We start from the raw sequence: 17,188 nt of genomic DNA, 5'->3' as shown, positions 1-17,188 counted from the left end.
CAGGACAGTCGAAAAATTGTCATGCGTACAATCCAATGCATGGCAGCTTCGCGGTACAAAAAGCTGGTCGACGCGTTTGCACGCGACATCCGGACCGGGCGGCTCGCCGCGGGCGTGCGGCTGCCGACACACCGCGGGCTCGCCGCTCGTGAGGGCATCGCCGTGGTGACCGCGACCCGGGTGTACGCCGAGCTGGAAACGATGGGCCTGGTGAGCCGGGAACAAGGCCGCGGTACATTCGTGCGTGACATCGCGGTTCCCGCCGGTCACGGCATCGATCAACAGGTCGTCGCCACGGATGCGGTCGACCTCAACTTCAACTATCCGTCGCTGCCTGGGCAAGCCGATCTCCTCCGGCAGGCACTGCGAGAGGTGGCCACCTCTGGTGATCTCGACTCGCTGCTGCGCTACCAACCACATCGAGGGCGTCCCCAGGACAGAGCCTCGTTCGCGCGGCACCTGAGGCGTCGAGGAATCACCACTGACGCGGATCGGATCCTCATCGCCAACGGTGCGCAGCACGGCCTGGCCATCACCGTCATGGCCGCGCTCAACGCCGGCGACGTCGTCGCGGTCGACGCACTCACCTATCCAGGTTTCAAGGTGCTCGCGCATGCCTTTCATCTCGACCTGGAACCCGTACCCGTAACCGCCGACGGGCCGAATCTCGATGCCCTCGAGAAGCTGTGCGCGACGCGCCCTGTGCGCGCGATCTACACCATGCCCACCTTGCACAACCCTCTGGGCTGGGTCATGCCGGCACCTGACCGAACCCGCCTCGTCGAGATCGCTCGACAGTACGGCCCGCTCCTCATCGAAGACGCCTCCTACGCTTACCTGGTGGAGGACTCGCCACCGCCCCTGGCTGCGATCGCGCCGGACATCACCGTCTACGTCTCGGGACTGTCCAAGAGCGTCGCCACCGGTCTTCGGGTCGGTTTCGTCGTTGCCCCGCCCTCTGCGGTGCCCTCGCTCGAACGCGCGATTCGGGCGACCACCTGGAACACCCCGGCCCTCACCACGGCGATCGTCTGCCGCTGGCTCGAGGACGGCACGGTGGACCACCTGGAAGCGCTGAAACGAGACGACGCCAGGACCCGCCAAGCACTCGCCGGACAAGAGCTGGCAGGCCTACCCCTCATCAGCCACCCCTCGTCCTACTTCACATGGCTGCCGCTGCCCGACGACGCACGCGCCGACCGCCTGACAGCCGCCCTCGCGCGTCAGCACATCTCGGTGTCCACGGCCGAGCCGTTCACCACCTCGACGCACACACCGCAAGCGATCCGCCTCGCTCTGGGCTCGACCGATCTGGACAGTCTCCAGTCGACACTGCGTACAGTGCGACGAGTAGCCGTCGAGGACGCTTACGCTTGAACTCCCCTCGATCAGCCGGTTCCTGCCCACCAGCGTCAGCGTGCGAAAGATCGTCGGCGCTGGAAGCCAAGGGTGAACCGGTGGGCATGCGACCCGAGACCGATGGGGAGATCACGGTTCTCGGACCGGTGACCGCCCGAGACGTTCACGAGCCGTACATCGCGGTGCCGCCTGTGTTGCGCACCGTGTAGGGGCAGGTGATCTGCCGGCCGACAGCGTAGAGGCCCGGGGCGCTGACCTTCTTCTCCCCAGAGATGCCCGCCGCCTGCGACGACGTCACCCCGTTCCAGGCTGCCCCGTCGTCGCGGGTCGCGGCCCGTCGTCGCGGGCTTTCCTCCGGACGATGGTCCGACTCCGGTGCGCGTCCCGGCCCGGCCTGCGGAAACAGCGACCGGACAGGTGGACATGGCGACGAGAAGTTCATGTCCGAAGCCTTGTTACGCCACATTCTACGCGCGTATCTTCAGCTTCTGGATCTGTGCGAGGCGCCCTCAAGCGTCCCCGTCACCACTTTGACGTTCCCTCACCGCCCCCTGGCGCCGCGGCGACCAGGCTGTGTCCTGCCAGTAAGGAGTACCGCAACGGTGCCCAGTCCCCTCCCTGCCCGACGCACACTGCTGCGCGCCACCCTGCCCGCCGCCGTCACCGCGTCGCTGGTACTCGTCCCGCTGCCCGGCGCGGTCGCCACCCCGTCCGCGGGCGTGGTCATCGCCGAGGTCTACGGCGGTGGCGGCAACTCCGGCGCGACGCTGAAGAACGACTTCATCGAACTCGCCAACCCGTCCGGGGCCGCCTTCGGTCTGGCCGGCTACAGCGTGCAGTACCTGCCGGGCAGCCCCGGCGCCAGCAGCAAGTGGGGGGTCACCCCGCTGAGGGGCGCGGTCGCCGCAGGCGCCCGCTACCTGGTCGCCGAGGCGGCGGGCACGGGCGGCACCGTGGACCTGCCGACCGCCGACGCCACCGGCAGCCTGGCCCTGTCCGCCACCACGGGCACCATCGCGCTCGTCAACGGCACCGAAGCGCTGACCTGCAAGACCGCCGCGGACTGCGCCGCGGATCCGCGCGTCGTCGACCTGGTGGGCTTCGGCACCGCCGTGGTCCACGAGGGCTCCGGCGCCGCCCCCGGCGCCTCCAACAGCGCCTCGGTGGCCCGCGCCGCGTCTCTCGCCGACACCGACGACAACGCCGCAGACTTCCAGGCCGGCGAGCCCACCCCGGTCAACAGCAAGGGTGAGGCCACCCCTGGGGGCGGCTCCGGCGGGGGCGACACCGGCCCGACCGAGCCCGGCTCGGTACGCGTCCACGACATCCAGGGCGCCACCCGCCTCTCGCCGTTGGCCGGCAAGACGGTCGTGGGTGTTCCCGGCATCGTCACCGGCGTCCGTACGTACGGCACCAAGGGCTTCTGGATCCAGGACCCGAACCCGGACGCCGACCCGGCCACCAGCGAGGGCGTCTTCGTCTACACCGGCGGCGCCGGCCCGGCCGTCAAGGTCGGCGACTCGGTCCTGGTCACGGCCAAGGTCACCGAGTACTACCCGAACAGCTCGGGCGGCTCGCAGTCCCTCACCGAGCTGTCCAACCCCAAGGTCACCGTGGTCTCCTCGAACAACCAGGTGCCCGCCCCGGTGGTGCTGGACGACTCGGCCGTCCCGGCGGCGTACGCACCGGACGCGGCGGGCGGCTCGATCGAGTCCCTGCCGCTGCGGCCCGGCACCTACGCGCTCGACCTGTACGAGTCGCTGGAGGGCATGAACGTCGAGGTCCGCGAGGTACCGGTGACGCAGGCCAGCAACTCGTACCACGAGCTGTGGGTGAACGCCCGCGAGCAGGACCCGCGTTCGTCCCGCGGCGGGTCCGTGTACCTCGGCTACGACCAGCAGAACGCCGGCCGGCTCATGGTCCAGTCGCTGGGCGAGGCCGCCGACTTCCCGGCCGCCGATGTCGGCGACCGGCTCACCGGCGCCACCGGAGGCCCCCTGGACTACACCAAGTTCGGTGGTTACGCGGTGCAGGCCACCCGGCTCGGCGCCGTCCAGTCGGGCGGGCTGAAGCGGGAGGTCACCCAGTCCGGCCTGCCGAGCGAGCTCACGATCGGCACGTACAACGTAGAGAACCTCGACCCGGGCGACCCGGACGAGAAGTTCGCCGAGCTGGCGGCCGGCATCGTCACCAACCTGCGCTCGCCCGACATCCTGGCCCTGGAAGAGGTCCAGGACGACAACGGACCGGTCAACGACGGTACGGTCACGTCCGACGTCACCGTCGCCAAGTTCGTCGAGGCGATCAAGGCGGCCGGCGGCCCCGCCTACGACTGGCGCTCCGTCGACCCGGTGAACGGCAAGGACGGCGGTGAGCCCGGCGGCAACATCCGCCAGGTGTTCCTGTTCAACCCCGACCGCGTCTCCTTCACCGACATACCCGGCGGCGACTCCACCACCGCCGTGGACGTGACCGGCACCGGCAAGCGCACCTCGCTGACCGCCTCCCCGGGCCGGATCGACCCGGCCGACGAGGCCTGGAACAGCAGCCGCAAGCCACTGGTCGGTCAGTTCAAGTTCCACAACAAGCCGGTCTTCGTGATCGCCAACCACTTCAACAGCAAGGGCGGCGACCAGGGCCTGGACAGCCGCTTCCAGGCACCGACCCGCAGCTCCGAGGTGCAGCGCGTCAAGCAGGCCGAGATCGAGCGGGCCTTCGTCGCCAAACTCCTGGCCGCCGACCCCGGCGCCCGGGTGGTCTCCCTCGGCGATTTCAACGACTACCAGTTCTCGCCCGCGCTCCAGACCCTCACCGAGGGCGGCGTCCTGCGCGACCTGGTGAACGAACTGCCCGCGTCCGAGCGCTACTCGTACGTCTACCAGGGCAACTCGCAGGTGCTCGACCACATCCTGGTCAGCCCCGCGTTCAAGCCGCAGCAGACTCGCTACGACGTCGTCCACATCAATAGCGAGTTCGCCACCCAGGCATCCGACCACGACCCGCAGGTGGTCCGCGTCAAGCCCTGACCCGGCCCGCCACCGAGCCTCCCCCGCCCGATCCCCGACCGGGCGGGGGAGCTCGTTGTCCTGCCGGTCTGTTCACACCTGGTACGGAGGTGGCGCATACCGTGCGACGCCCCTCTTCCGACACGCAGCCCGATGTGCTGGGCGTCTCGGATGTGTCACGTGCGGCCGTGTTCTGGACGGAGGCCCTGGGGTACGTCCCGCGCGAGGAGATGGAAGACGGCTGGGTGGTGCTGGTGCCGGGGTGCAGCCGCCCAGGCCGCCGAAGTTGAGCGACTGGTGCCCCTGGGGCCGACCCGTCGACTGGACCTTTGTCCGGATGAAGCCGACTTCGTCGTGCTCGCCGATCCTGAAGGCAACCGCTTCTGTGTCATTGACACCGGTCGGTGGCGAGGGAGAGCGGCTGCTGCGGATCGTCCGTCGAGCGGCTGCGCGACGTAGTCGACGGGGCGAACGTTGCCTGCCGCGGCACTGGCAATCGCTGCTCGGGGCCCCTGGGCAAACCGCTGGCACCCGGGTCCTCGCCGGGCAAAGACGCAGCCATGCGCTATGCCGCCACCGACCCCGAGCTGTTGGACCTGGTCCGACGATCCGTCACGCCCGGTCGGCGGTACCTTCGGCTGGGTGGAAGCTCGCTGCGGTTGAGCGGGCATGAGTGCGAGCTGTTCGTGAGGGGAACCGGTCCAGGCTGCCGGGGAGATCACTCCCGCTGAGTGCGGCAGCAGTGGACCGATGCCACGCCGGACGTGCCGCGGACAAGGACGCGCACGGCCGGAGACCTCATCGCAGGCCGAAGTCCGGACGGGACCCGCGCCGTCCACTGCGGCTGGCGGCGGGGCGGAGGGGGAACAGGCACGAAGCGCGGCGTCGGCGGGGACCTGGACAGGTGCGCTGCGCTTCGTGCCCGGCTTGAGGGAGGCTGCTCAGGCGGGGTGGCCGGTGGTCACCCCGACAGGCGCCGACGTGTGCGTTCGCACCGAGCCCTCCGCCGTGACCGAGACGGTCAACTCGTGTCCGGCCACGTTGAGGCCCGAGACGGTGAGCGGCAGCAACCGGCTTGCGACCGGGCGGACGGTCAGGACTCCGTCCGGCACGTTCGCCCGGAGGCCGAGGAGGGCCTGCATCAGGGCGACGGACGATGCGGCGGCCCATGCCTGGGGGCGACACGAGGCCGGATACGGCGCTGGCCCGGCGGAGGTCGAACGGGCGGTGCCCGCGAAGAGTTCGGGCAGTCGGGAGTCGAAGGAGGGCCCGGCCGCGATCAGGTTTTCCGCGAGCCTTCGCGCGTGGTCCGGGAATCCCGCGCGGGCGAGTCCCAGCACGGTGATGGCGGTGTCGTGCGGCCACACACTGCCGATGTGGTAGCCGAGCGGGTTGTAGCCCCCGTTGCCCGTGGCATACGTGCGCAGCCCGAAGGCGTCGGCCAGGCCGGGGGTGAGGAGCCGGTCGGCGACGGCGGCCTCCTCTTCCGGGTTCAGCAGTCCGGTGCCGAGGAGGTGGCCCATGCCGGAGGTGACGGCGTCGACCGGCCGTTTGTCCGCGTCGAGCGCGATGGCCGGGTAGGGGCCGTGCTCGTCATGGACCCAGAAGCCGCGACGGAAGGCTTCCTGAAGGTGCGCGGCCCAGGCCCGGCAGCGGTCTGCGCCGGGTCGGCCGAAGGCGTCGAGGAGCGCGGCACCGGCGACGGCCGCCTCGTACGCGTACGCCTGCACCTCGCACAGGGCTATGGGCGCCTCCGCGAGTGAGCCGTCCCGGAAGCGCACCGAGTCGCCGGAGTCCTTCCAGCCCTGGTTGGCCAGGCCCGTGCCGGTGGAGTCGATGTATTCCAGCAGGCCGTCACCGTCCGGATCGCCATGCTCCACCATCCAGTCGAGGGCGGCTTCGAGGTTCGGAAGCAGCTCGGCGACCTCTGCGGACGGCATGCCCCAGCGCCAGGCGTCGTGCAGCAGGCAGATCCACAGCGGGGTGGCATCAATGGTGCCGTAGTACTGCGCGGGCAGCCGTGTGCCGTCGTCGAGTTCCTGCGTCTCGGCGCGTACCTCGTGCAGGATCTTGCCGGGCTGTTCCTCGGTCTCGGCCACGCTGACGCGGCCCTGCCGGCGGGCGAGCGTGCGCAGCGTGCCCGCCGCGAGTTGCGTTCCCAGCGGCAGCAGCATGCGCGCCGTCCACAGCGAGTCGCGGCCGAACAGGGTCAGGTACCAGGGCGCGCCCGCCCCGACGAACAGATCCTCGGGGGCCTCGGGATCGGAGAGCAGCAGCCGGACGAGATCCTGTTCGGCCCGGCCGACGAGTCGGGTGAAGTCGCTGTCCGCACTGTCGAGTCGGAGGTCTGCCCAGAGGCTGTTCTCGTGCGCTGCCGGGCCGAAGGGGGTGGAGATGCTCCCGACGGCCCGGCCTTCGAGCACACAGGACCAGCTCTCACCGGGGGCGAGGGAGACCTCGAAGGCGAAGGTGCCGCAGGTGCCGAGGACCGAGACACCGGCCTCGGCGGCGTCAGAGGGGCGGGCGGTGAGTGACATCTGCGCGTCCTGCGCGGACCAGGTCAGACGGTTGTGCGCGCTTCGTGGTTCGAGCAGGGGAGTGGTGGCCCCGCTCTTGACGGCGTCCATGGCGGCGAAGTCGCTTTCGGCGGTGACGTGGACGGTCAGCCGGGCGTGCAGAGAGCCGTGGTTGGTGAGGGACAGCGTCTCGGTGAACTGCTGCGGTGCGACCGTGCGTTCCCTCAGCATCGTCACTGTCGGGTCGGGGGTCTGCTGGGCCACGCCGCGCAGAACCGCGTCGAACGTGGCGCGGTCGGCCCCTTGGAGTACGGAATTCGTGGGAACGAGATGCACCCCGTCCACGGCGACGCGCAAGGAGCGCAGAAAGCGGCGGTCGCCGTGGTAAAAGCCGTCGACCGGTGCCGTGAGGTCGCCGCCGGGGCGCGACGCCACGAAGGAAGGCGCCCACAGGACAAGCACCGCATCGTGAACGAACGGCTGGCCACCGGGCTGGGAGGCGGATGTGGGGAGGTCATGTGGCTGCGTCGGGAACTGCGTCTGCTGAGAGAACTGCTGTGTCATCGAGGCGGGACCTTTGGCCTTCGTTGCTGCCGGCTGGGGCGTGTACAGTGGCGGAAATTCGTGCTTGGATCGATCCAAGCAAGTATTGGATCGATCCAATTCGGTTCGTGTCCACACCGTACCCGACGTTCTGTATGGACTGAAATGAATGAGAACGCTTCCGCCGACCGCGGTGCCGGTCCCGGATCAGCCTCGAGGCCGCCCACGATGGCCGAGGTGGCCAGCCTTGCCGGGGTCGGCAAGCAGACGGTCTCCAACGCGCTGAACAAGCCCGAACTCCTGCGTCCCGAGACGCTGGCCCGAGTGAAGGCCGCCATCGAGGAACTCGGGTACCGGCCGCACACGGCGGCCCGCTCCCTGCGCCGTCGTGAGTCACGGACGATCGGCTTCGCACTCGCGCGCAGCGTCGCCGGACGCTCCAACGCGGTGAACGACCGGTTCCTGCACGCGCTGGCCGCGGCGGCCGGGTACCGGCTCCTGGTCTTCTCGGTCGACTCCCGAGAGGAGGAGATCGAGCGCTACGACGAACTGCTGCGGGAGCAGGCCGTCGACGCGTTCGTCCTGGACCGCACGGGCAACGACGACCCGCGCCACGAGTGGCTGCACGACAGGCTGGTGCCCTTCGTCGCATTCGGCCGCTCCTGGGGCGAACAGGACTACGGCGACTGGGTGGACATCGACGGCGCCGCAGGCATCGAGGCCGCGACCGAGCACCTGATCGCGGCGGGACACCGGAACATCGGCCTGCTCGGCTGGCCCGTCGGCAGCGGCACCGGTGACGACCGTACAGAGGGCTGGCGGCGCACGATGGAGCGCCACGAGGCACCCGGGCCGAGGCTCTCCGCAACCGCCGAGAACCGGCCCGACGCCGCCCGCCGAGCCGCGAGCACCCTGCTGGACAAGGGGGCGACGGCTGTCGTGGCCGTGAGCGACGCCCTGGCGTTGGGCTGCTACGACGCGCTGCGCGAGCGCGGACAGCGGCCCGGCAGGGACGTCGCGGTGACCGGCTTCGACGACTCTCCCTTCGTGGAACTCCTCGACCCGCCGCTGACCTCCGTGGAGCAACCGCTCGAACAAGCCGCCGAGGAGTGCGTGCGGATGCTCCTCGCCCGGATCGCCGACCCCCGGCGCCCCTACGAGCAGCGGCTGTTGACGCCCCGGCTCGTGGTCAGGGACAGCTCCACCCCCTCTGCGGCGGACCGCTGACACCGCAGGTACCGCACGTTCGCAGCACCCCACCCTCGCATTCACCAAAGGAACGCTCATGAGCCGCACCAAACTGCCTGTTGTCGCCTGCGCCCTGTCGGTGTCCCTGCTCGCCACCGCCTGCTCATCCGGGTTCGACAAGGGCTCGGAGCAGGAAGAGTCGGGCAAGCAGGAGATCCGGGTCCTGATAGCCACTTCCGGCCCCGCCGAGACCGCCGCGGTGAAGCAGGCAGCCGCAGGATGGGCGAAGGAAACCGGCAACACCGTCACGGTGGACCTCGCGCAGAACATGGACCAGCAGCTCGGCCAGGCCTTCGCGGGCAGCAACCCGCCGGACGTCTTCTACACGTCCGGCGACCAGTTCTCCACGTACGCCGGGCGCGGAGCGCTCTACGCCTACGGCGGCGAGCTCGACGACCGCGCGGACTTCAGCCCCGTCCTCACCCGGGCCTTCACCTACAACGACAAGCTGTACTGCGCGCCGAAGGACCAGTCGACGCTCGGACTCGCCGTGAACACCGCCCTGTGGAAGAAGGCGGGGCTCACCGAGGCCGACCACCCCAAGACGTGGGAGGAGCTGGAGGCCACCGCCAAGAAGCTCACCGGGGGCGGCGTCACCGGTCTCAGCTTCAACCCCGACTACAACGAGATCGGCGCCTTCTTCAAGCAGGCCGGCTCCTGGCTGACGAACCCCGACCAGACCAGGATGACCGCCACCGACGACGCCAACGTCAAGGCGCTGACCTTCGTGAAGAAGCTGTTGAAGGAAGGAGTCCTCAAGTATCCCAAGGACCTGGGCGCCGGGTGGGGCGGCGAGGCGTTCGGCAAGGGCAAGGCCGCGATGACCATCGAGGGCAACTGGCTCGCCGGCGCGATGGCCAAGGACTACCCCGACACCGCGTACGAGGTTCTTCCGCTGCCCGAAGGACCTGCGGGCAAGGGCACGATGGCCTTTACCAACTGCTGGGGCATCGCCGCCAAGAGCAAGCACCACGCCGCATCCGTCGATCTGGTCGAGCACCTCACCAGCGACACCAGTCAGTTGAAGTTCGCCAAGACGATCGGTGTGATGCCGTCGAAGAAGACCCTGCTCGACGAGTACAAGAGCCAGAACCCCCGGGCGGCCGCCTGGGCGGACGGCGCCACCTACGCCCAGCTGCCCGTCACGGCCTCCGGAATGCGGCAGGTCATGGCCGAGTTCAACACCTCCCTCGCCCAACTGGCCGACAGCGACCCGAAGAAGTTGCTGAACGACCTGCAGAAGAACGGCGAGAGTGTCCTGGGCGGCAGCGGTCGATGAGCACCGTCACCACCCCGGGGGCCGGTCCGGGGCCGCACCCCCCTGCGGTCGCGGGCCGCATTCCGCGTCGGTCCCACAGCACGCGCCGTGAAGGCCGCCAGGGCACCTGGGGCTGGATCTTCGTCAGCCCCATGGTCGCGGTCCTCGGCCTGTTCCTGGCGCTCCCCGTCGTCATGGCTCTGTGGGTGAGCCTGCTGAACTGGGACGGCCAGTCGAACCCGTTCTCCGGAGCGGCCGACTTCGTCGGACTCGACAACTACGAGGGCCTGTTCACCGACCAGGGTCTGACCCGGACACTCTTCATGACGTCCCTGCGCAACAACCTCTACTACGTCCTGCTGGTCGTCCCGCTGCAGACCGCGCTCGCGCTGGGCCTGGCCCTCGCCGTCAACCAGCGGCGCCTCAAGGGCAAGAGCGCGTTCCGTACGGCGTTCTACTTCCCGTCGGTCACCAGCTCCATCGCCGTGTCCACGGTGTTCCTCTTCCTGTTCCAGAGCAGTGGAGCCGTCAACAGCCTGCTGAAGTGGGTCGGCGTCCAGGGACCGAACTGGTTCACCGACCCACGCGGCCTCGTGTGGGTGTCACTCGCCGGGATCGGCCTCGTCGACCCGGCCACCCCGCCCTCCGCACTCGCCGACCACGGCGTGCTCGGTCTTTCCTGGTGGGACTGGCTGTCCGGACCGTCCGTCGCGATGTGCACCATCATCCTGCTGGTGGTCTGGACGACCTCCGGCACCTTCATGCTGATGTTCCTCGCCGCTCTGCAGGACATCCCTGAGGCCCAGCTGGAGTCCGCCCGCCTCGACGGCGCGAACCGCCGGCAGACACTGCGCCACGTCATCCTCCCGGCCCTGCGCCCCGTCCTCTTCCTGGTGATCACGCTCGGCCTGATCGGGAGCTGGCAGGTCTTCGACCAGGTGTACGTGATGAGCCAGGGCCAACCCGCGAACACCACCCTGACCCCCGCCTTCCTCTCGTACGGCCTGAGCTTCAAGGACGCGCAGTACGGGACCGGCGCCGCGATCTCCTTCGTGCTGCTGGCGATCATCCTCGTGATGACGGGAATCCAGCGCCTCGTGCTGCGCGAGTCCGACGGCCACGGTCGGCGCCGAACGAGGAGGACGTCCCGATGACCGCTCCAGCCGTGACAAGTCATCCGTCGAACGCCGTGCGGACCCGACTGCGGGAGCGGCGCCGTACCCCGGCCCTCGTCGGCATGCTCGTGATGTCGGTGGTGGCGCTGGCCTATCTGATGCCGTTCGTCATCCAGGTGGTGACGACGTTCAAGACCGATCCACAGGCCGCCGCCGCACCGCTCAGCCTCGTGCCGCACCCGTTCTCGTCGGCGTCCTACCAGGAACTGTTCAGCGACAGCGAGGGCGTCGCCTTCCCGACGTGGCTGAGCAACTCCGCGTTCATCGCGGTGACCGTGACAGCGGGACGGGTCTTCTTCGACTCGCTGGCCGGCTACGCGCTCGCCCGACTGCGCTTTCGCGGCCGAGGACTGCTGACCGTGCTGCTCATCTCCGTGATGGCCGTGCCCGGTGTCGTCCTGATGATCCCCAAGTTCCTGGTGGTGCAGTACCTCGGCATCTACGACACCTACACCGCAATGATCGTGCCGCTGCTGGTGGACGCCGTCGGTGTCTTCATCATGAAGCAGTTCTTCGAATCCGTGCCGCGCGAAATCGAGGAAGCCGCCCGAGTCGACGGAGCCGGCATCCTGCGCACCTACTGGTCAGTGGTCCTGCCCATGGCGAGGCCCGCCCTGATCACGCTCACGATCCTGTCATTCCAGGGATCGTGGAACGAGTTCACCCACTTCGTGGTCACCACACAATCCGCCGACCACGCCACACTGACCACCGGACTCGCACAGTTCGTCTCCGGCGGGCTCGGCGCCGGCACCCAGTACCCGCTGAAACTCGCCGCCGCGCTCCTCGCGACGATTCCGGTCGCGATCGTCTTCTTCGTCTTTCAACGCCACTTCGTGCGCGGCGGAAACACAGGCGCGCTCAAGGAGTGAGAGCGCACGGCCGGGTGCGAACACCGAACAGCCGACCCCACCCGTCCCCTGCGGCCCCGCCCCATCGAGAGAGCCGAGCGAAACCCGGCATGGCCATCACCACAGTCGCCCCCGCCACCCGCCAGCACGAGCCCCCAATGAAACTCCGTGTGCGTGCCGAAGAGGGTAAGAGGTGGTTGCCAGTCGAGGGAGAGGACGAGAAGACGTGGATGTGTACGAGGCCGTGGACAGTCGCCGGGCTGTGCGGGCGTTCGGCGATGAGCCGGTATCCAAGGAGGTACTCGAACGCGTGCTGGCCGCGGCGACGCGGGCTCCGTCGAGCGGGAACCTTCAGCCGTGGCATGTGTATGTCGTGACCGGCGAGCCCTTGGCCGAGCTGAAGAAGCGCACGACGGCCAGGGCACTGGCGGGAGACCCGGGGGACGAGCGGGAGTATCCGATGTACCCGGCCGACCTGGCTTCGCCCTATCTGGACCGCTTCTCCGCCGCGGCCGCCCAGCGGTACCAAGCACTCGGAATCGAGCGCGACGACCCCGACCGGCCCGTGAAGATCGCCGCCTTGAACTCGGGGGCGTTCGGGGCACCGGTCGTGCTGTTCTGCTACCTCGACCGGACGATGGGGCCCGGACAGTGGGGGGACGCGGGGATGTACTTGCAGACGGTCATGCTGTTGCTGAGGGCGGAAGGATTGCACAGCTGCCCCCAGGTGATGTGGACGATGTATCGCAAGACCGTCAGCCAGCTGGTCGGACCCGATGACAGGCTCGCACTGTTCTGCGGTGTCGCAGTGGGGTACGAGAAGGAAGGCGTGCCACCGCTGCGTACCGGGCGGGCGGACATGGCAGAAACGGTGAGCTTCATCGGAGTGTGACCGCCAAGCGGTTCCGGGCCGTCCACGCGGACGGCCCGGAACCGGCGAAGACCTCCCAGTCAGACGATCTACAGTCCAGACTGCCGCCCGCCACCAGCACGAGCTCTCCGGAACGGAGTCACACCAGCCCCTCCCACCTGCCAACACTCACAACGAACTTCATCCTGAAATGATCAGCTATAGACCGTCTCCCACGGGCCGAAACGCTCCGGCAGGTCCCGCCACTGCACACCGGTCCGCACCCGGTAGAGGACTCCGTTGATCACCCGCCGGTGATCACTCCACCGGCCTCCAGGCACACCACCACGAGGCAGGAACGACTCCAGCCGGTCCCACTTTGCATTCGTCAGATCCCCACGGCCCATAGAACCGTTCTGACCCCAACACCCCACCCCTGTCCGGAGATCCGAGAAACAGGCCCTGGCAGCGATCACCACCTGGCTGTGAGACTCCCTGCACTCGCGTGACCATCGTCGCCCCGTTCACGCGTCCCACGCCCTCCTTGGGATTTGTCTATTGTGGTGTCATGCGAGCATCGGATGGTTCGGTTGATTGGCTTGAGGACTTCATCACTGCGTGGCACGGCCCACGTCAACCGAGCTATGGCCTGACCGAGACGGAACTACCCGAGTTCCTCCCAGTGCCGCTCCAACGCCTGTATCGTCATGCCGGACGCTGGCCCGGCCCGAATCCGGAGGAGCACTTGCCGGACTCGCCCGGGATCTTCCAACAACAAGATGTGCTCGTACGCGCCGAGGCCCTGAGCCTTCACGATGGAACGGTCGAGTTCCTCAGCGAGAACCAGGACAGCTGGACATGTCGTGTTACAGCCGCCAGTCCAGCGGCACCCGTCGTGCTGAGCAACGCCCACTGGATGTGGGACGACGGCTCGGAAGACGAGTACACCCCGCTGACACCATCTCTCGAACACTTCCTTACGAGCTTCGTGCTCCAAGAAACGGTCTTCGGATGCCGCAACCTCGCCACCACCAGCGAGCCGGCGGCCCTGCCCAACCAGTCAATCCCGCTCTGGCTGGACGGCTGGTACGTCTTCGAAGAACCCAGCCACAGCTTCTGGAGCGTTGACTCCGCCCTTGTCGCCGACATCAGTGGAACCCGCTGGGTTGGCTGGAACGGTCCAGACGCGCCCTCAGCTGAGCTCGGCAAGCTGCAAATGATCCGAAGCTAAGGGTTGTCCCGTAATCCCTGGCGGGCGCGCGACGACAGCTACAGCACCTCGCTGCGTTGTCGGAACGTCCGAATACATCCAGTATGCGGACGCCCCTCCGCCTTGCGATGCACCGCATCTGACGCCGCGCGCTGATCCACCGGGGATTACGGGACAGCCCTTAGCCCGCACCGTTCGGGAAGGGGCCGTCGGAAAAGGACCCGGGCCACGGGCACCTCGTCGGCGGCCTACTTCACTCCACAGCTGGCGCGAGGCACGGGCTGATCGCCGGGTTCCACGACCGGCTGCATGGCCGGGTCCGCCAGGAGGCGGGGCGGGATGCGGCGCCGACGCTCGGCGTGATCGACTCGCAGTCGGTCAAGGCGGACGCCGTGGTCGGCGCCGACAGCCGCGGCTTCGACGGCGGGAAGCTGATCAACGGGCGCAAGCGGCATGTCGTGGTCGACACTCTCGGCCTGCTGCTGGGCGTGATGGTCACGAGCGCGGACATCGGTGACCGCGCCGCCGCGAAGGTGCTGCTTGAGTGAGTGGCCGACGCCCACCACCGGCTGGAACGGCGTCGGCGCCTGCCGCGACCTTGTCGAAACGGGGCGGTGCCGAAGGCATTGTCGTGGACAGGGACGGCGAGCACCACCGGAGTGGACGCACCACAGAAAGTTTCCCCTATCCAACACCGCTTGTTACGCAAGGGATTGACGGGAGGCCGGATACATTCTACGTTCCGCGTCAAGTGAACGGTCACTCTGATCCATGACCGGACGGGACATCGAACGCAAAGGATCGATTCACTATGGATCGCCCCAATCCCCACACCACCCGCCGCCAAATCCTGGCCCTGGGTGGAGGGGCAGCTCTTGCCCTCGGCCTGGGGGTTGCACCTCAGCAGGCCGCAGCCGCCCGCCGCCCGGGTGCCCCCTCGCTCACCGCCGCCAACCCGACGACTCCACAAGCTCTCTCGCCCACCGGCCTCACCACCCCACTCAGCGCCACAACCTCCTGGACCGGAAACACCTTCTCCGGCGCATCCCAGTGGGTGCAGGACTTCGTCTTCAATATCGCCGTCTCCCCTGATGGCTCCGTATACACCGTCAGCTTCTGGGACGAGGCCCATCAGTACGCCGGGATCTACAAGGACGCCAAGGTCATCGGCAACTGCAGTGGCGCCAACGGCGACGCCGTGGCCTACGGCGGCCAGTACGCCTACCTCACCGTCGGCAATGGCCTCACCCGATTCACCGCCGCCGGCGCCGCCACCTCTCTCGTTTTCAACGTCGGCAGTCCCCCGGCCGCCGCCGCGGCCTCCGCCACCCAGGTCGTCGCCACGGACCGGGTGAATAACCAGGTCAAGGTCTTCGACGCCGCCACCGGTACGCTCCAGCACAGCTGGGCCGTCAACCAGCCCGGCGCCGTCGCGCTCGCCGCCAACGGCGACATCTGGGTGGTCTCCAACATCACCCGAGACCCCGGCGACGCCCATTTCTGGCAGGTCGACACCACCAAACCCGCCCGCGTTCTCCGGTTCTCCAACACCGGCTCAGCACTGCCAGGCACCATCACCGGCCCCTCATCCGCATGGATCCCCACATCGCTGGCGATCGACCACAATGACAACCTCCTGGTCGGCGACAACGGCCCGCTTCGGCAGGTGCACCGCTACGGCACCCTGACCACCGGCAGCCCCAGGCTGGTGAGCAGCTTCGGCAAGGCCGGCGGCATCGGGGCCGGTACTCCTGGCGACGCCACCGACCCACAGAAGCTCTTCGGCATCGTCGGCGTGGGCTCCGACGCCCAGGGCAATCTCTATGTCGCACTCAACGAGTTCGGCGTGTGGCTCCGAAAGTTCGACCCCACCGGAAAGCTGGTGTGGCAGCTCGAGGGTGCCGGCTTTGTGGTGACTGCGGACACCGACCCGGCCAGCGACGGGCTGGACGTCTACACCACCCAGAACCACTACCGGATCGACCCGGCCAAGCCGCCCGGGCAGGACGCCACCTGGGTCGGCCACACCCTGGACTCGGTGAAGTACCCGCAGGACTGCCGGCTGTTCCTCACCGACCACCACCACAACTCAACCTCGCCGTACCTACGGCGCATGAACAACCAGCTGTACATGTACATCACCGGCATGTACTCCGGACATCTGCTGATCTACCGCTTCGACGGCGAGATCGCCAAGCCCTCCGGCGCAATCTTCAAGAAACCGTGGACGGACGCCCCCGGCTGGCCCCCGAACCAGCCCGCCCAGGGCGAGTGGATCTGGCGGGACACCAGCGGCAACGGTGCCTTCGAGGCGGGCGAGTTCACCACGCCCGGTACCGGCAAAAACGCCCCCAGCAACTGCTGGGTCTGGTTCGTCGACGACAAACTCAACCTCTGGGAGGGCGGCGACCGCAACCTCCGCTACTTCCCCATCCAGGGCTTCGACTCACAGGCGAACCCGATCTACACCTACGCCAGCATGAAGACAGTGCCGCTTCCGGCCCCGTTCACCGTCGTCCGACGGCTGCATTACGACGTGGCCTCTGACGTCATGTACATGTCCGGATATACCGCGGACGACGTCTTCGACAACGCCCATTGGAAGGAGGCCGGAAAGGTCCTGACCCGCTACGACAAGTGGAGCGCGGGCAACCCCACCCCCACATGGAGCATCAAGCTCCCTTGGGACACCACTGTCGACCCCGTTCTCACCCCGGGCAGCCTCGCCTGGGCCGGTGACTACATCTTCATGTCCGGCATCGCCACCCGCGGCCAGGTCTGGGTCTTCAAGGCCAAGGACGGCTCCGCCGTGGGCACCTGGCAGCCCGGCAGCAACGTCGGCGGAGTCAACCAAACAGGCTGGGTCGACATCCCTTACGGCATGAACGCGACCAAGCGCTCCAACGGCGAGTACATCATCAACCTCGAGGACGACCAGTGGAACAAGGTGCTGTTGTACCGCTGGAAGCCCTGACCGGGCAGCAGCCCGGACGTGCGGGAGAGCTTCTTCGCCTCCCCGATCCTGACCACCGGACGGGCGACGAAGAAGCCTCCTCGGGGGCACAAGGTTGCAGCAGACCATGCACTGGTGCAGCTACGGCACGGTGCGGTGTCGGCGGGCAGCAATTCCGCCGGCCCCAGCCCACGGAAGCACCGTGCCAGTGGTCGGTCGG

The 17,188-nt window shown here is 68.3% G+C and carries 11 protein-coding genes and 3 pseudogenes; 11 read left to right on the top strand and 3 right to left on the bottom strand.

The genetic code is table 11. The features are described from left to right. Positions 1 to 39 precede the first annotated feature (39 nt). Entirely contained in the window at positions 40 to 1,377 is a 1,338-nt protein-coding gene (locus ACWCXX_RS21950) for an aminotransferase-like domain-containing protein (RefSeq protein ID WP_451129680.1), read from the top strand. A gap of 145 nt (positions 1,378 to 1,522) precedes the next feature. On the opposite strand, the gene ACWCXX_RS21945 is transcribed toward ACWCXX_RS21950, so the two are convergent. Beyond that, positions 1,523 to 1,825 carry a hypothetical protein gene (locus tag ACWCXX_RS21945; RefSeq protein ID WP_451129678.1) on the bottom strand — a complete coding sequence of 101 codons (303 nt, stop codon included), beginning with the start codon at positions 1,823 to 1,825 and terminating at the stop codon, positions 1,523 to 1,525. Between the two features lie 136 nt (positions 1,826 to 1,961). Between ACWCXX_RS21945 and ACWCXX_RS21940 the strand changes: the two genes are divergently transcribed. Further along, the gene (locus tag ACWCXX_RS21940; RefSeq protein WP_451129676.1) at positions 1,962 to 4,385 is read left to right on the top strand and encodes an endonuclease/exonuclease/phosphatase family protein; all 2,424 of its coding nucleotides are present in this window, start codon (positions 1,962 to 1,964) and stop codon (positions 4,383 to 4,385) included. A gap of 134 nt (positions 4,386 to 4,519) precedes the next feature. Next, positions 4,520 to 4,823 (top strand): annotated as a pseudogene (locus tag ACWCXX_RS21935) (VOC family protein). Between the two features lie 482 nt (positions 4,824 to 5,305). Here the strand turns inward: ACWCXX_RS21935 and ACWCXX_RS21930 are convergent. Further along, the gene (locus tag ACWCXX_RS21930) at positions 5,306 to 7,315 is read right to left on the bottom strand and encodes a glycogen debranching N-terminal domain-containing protein (RefSeq protein ID WP_451129674.1); all 2,010 of its coding nucleotides are present in this window, start codon (positions 7,313 to 7,315) and stop codon (positions 5,306 to 5,308) included. Between the two features lie 336 nt (positions 7,316 to 7,651). Here ACWCXX_RS21930 and ACWCXX_RS21925 point away from each other — a divergent pair, with 336 nt between their 5' ends. The 5 genes from ACWCXX_RS21925 (at position 7,652) to ACWCXX_RS21905 (ending at position 12,847) form a co-directional block, all read left to right on the top strand. Further along, positions 7,652 to 8,650 (top strand): LacI family DNA-binding transcriptional regulator, encoded by a 999-nt coding sequence (locus ACWCXX_RS21925; protein WP_451129672.1) that lies wholly within the window; start codon positions 7,652 to 7,654, stop codon positions 8,648 to 8,650. A 58-nt stretch (positions 8,651 to 8,708) separates the two neighbouring features. Then, the gene (locus tag ACWCXX_RS21920) at positions 8,709 to 9,950 is read left to right on the top strand and encodes a sugar ABC transporter substrate-binding protein (protein ID WP_451129670.1); all 1,242 of its coding nucleotides are present in this window, start codon (positions 8,709 to 8,711) and stop codon (positions 9,948 to 9,950) included. Then, on the top strand, positions 9,947 to 11,083 hold the full coding sequence (locus ACWCXX_RS21915) for a carbohydrate ABC transporter permease (protein WP_451129668.1): 1,137 nt from the start codon (positions 9,947 to 9,949) through the stop codon (positions 11,081 to 11,083). Before ACWCXX_RS21920 ends, ACWCXX_RS21915 begins: the two co-directional genes overlap by 4 nt. Next, on the top strand, positions 11,080 to 11,976 hold the full coding sequence (locus ACWCXX_RS21910) for a carbohydrate ABC transporter permease (RefSeq protein ID WP_451129666.1): 897 nt from the start codon (positions 11,080 to 11,082) through the stop codon (positions 11,974 to 11,976). The genes ACWCXX_RS21915 and ACWCXX_RS21910 overlap by 4 nt, the downstream gene beginning before the upstream one ends. 205 nt (positions 11,977 to 12,181) lie before the next feature. Then, positions 12,182 to 12,847, top strand: coding sequence for a nitroreductase (locus tag ACWCXX_RS21905; RefSeq protein ID WP_451129664.1), 666 nt, complete (start codon positions 12,182 to 12,184; stop codon positions 12,845 to 12,847). Between the two features lie 179 nt (positions 12,848 to 13,026). Here ACWCXX_RS21905 and ACWCXX_RS21900 read toward each other — a convergent pair. Continuing rightward, positions 13,027 to 13,212 (bottom strand): annotated as a pseudogene (locus tag ACWCXX_RS21900) (transposase); the annotation flags it as partial. Between the two features lie 98 nt (positions 13,213 to 13,310). Here ACWCXX_RS21900 and ACWCXX_RS21895 point away from each other — a divergent pair. The 3 genes and pseudogenes from ACWCXX_RS21895 (at position 13,311) to ACWCXX_RS21885 (ending at position 16,989) form a co-directional block, all read left to right on the top strand. Beyond that, the gene (locus tag ACWCXX_RS21895; protein ID WP_451129662.1) at positions 13,311 to 14,036 is read left to right on the top strand and encodes a hypothetical protein; all 726 of its coding nucleotides are present in this window, start codon (positions 13,311 to 13,313) and stop codon (positions 14,034 to 14,036) included. Positions 14,037 to 14,335: 299 nt separating this feature from the next. Continuing rightward, positions 14,336 to 14,560: pseudogene (locus tag ACWCXX_RS21890) on the top strand (transposase); the annotation flags it as partial. Positions 14,561 to 14,826: 266 nt separating this feature from the next. Further along, on the top strand, positions 14,827 to 16,989 hold the full coding sequence (locus tag ACWCXX_RS21885) for a hypothetical protein (RefSeq protein ID WP_451129660.1): 2,163 nt from the start codon (positions 14,827 to 14,829) through the stop codon (positions 16,987 to 16,989). The last annotated feature ends 199 nt before the right edge of the window (positions 16,990 to 17,188 follow it).

The organism is Streptomyces sp. NPDC001732 (genome assembly GCF_053596315.1).
This window is presented reverse-complemented; position numbering and strand designations above follow the sequence as displayed.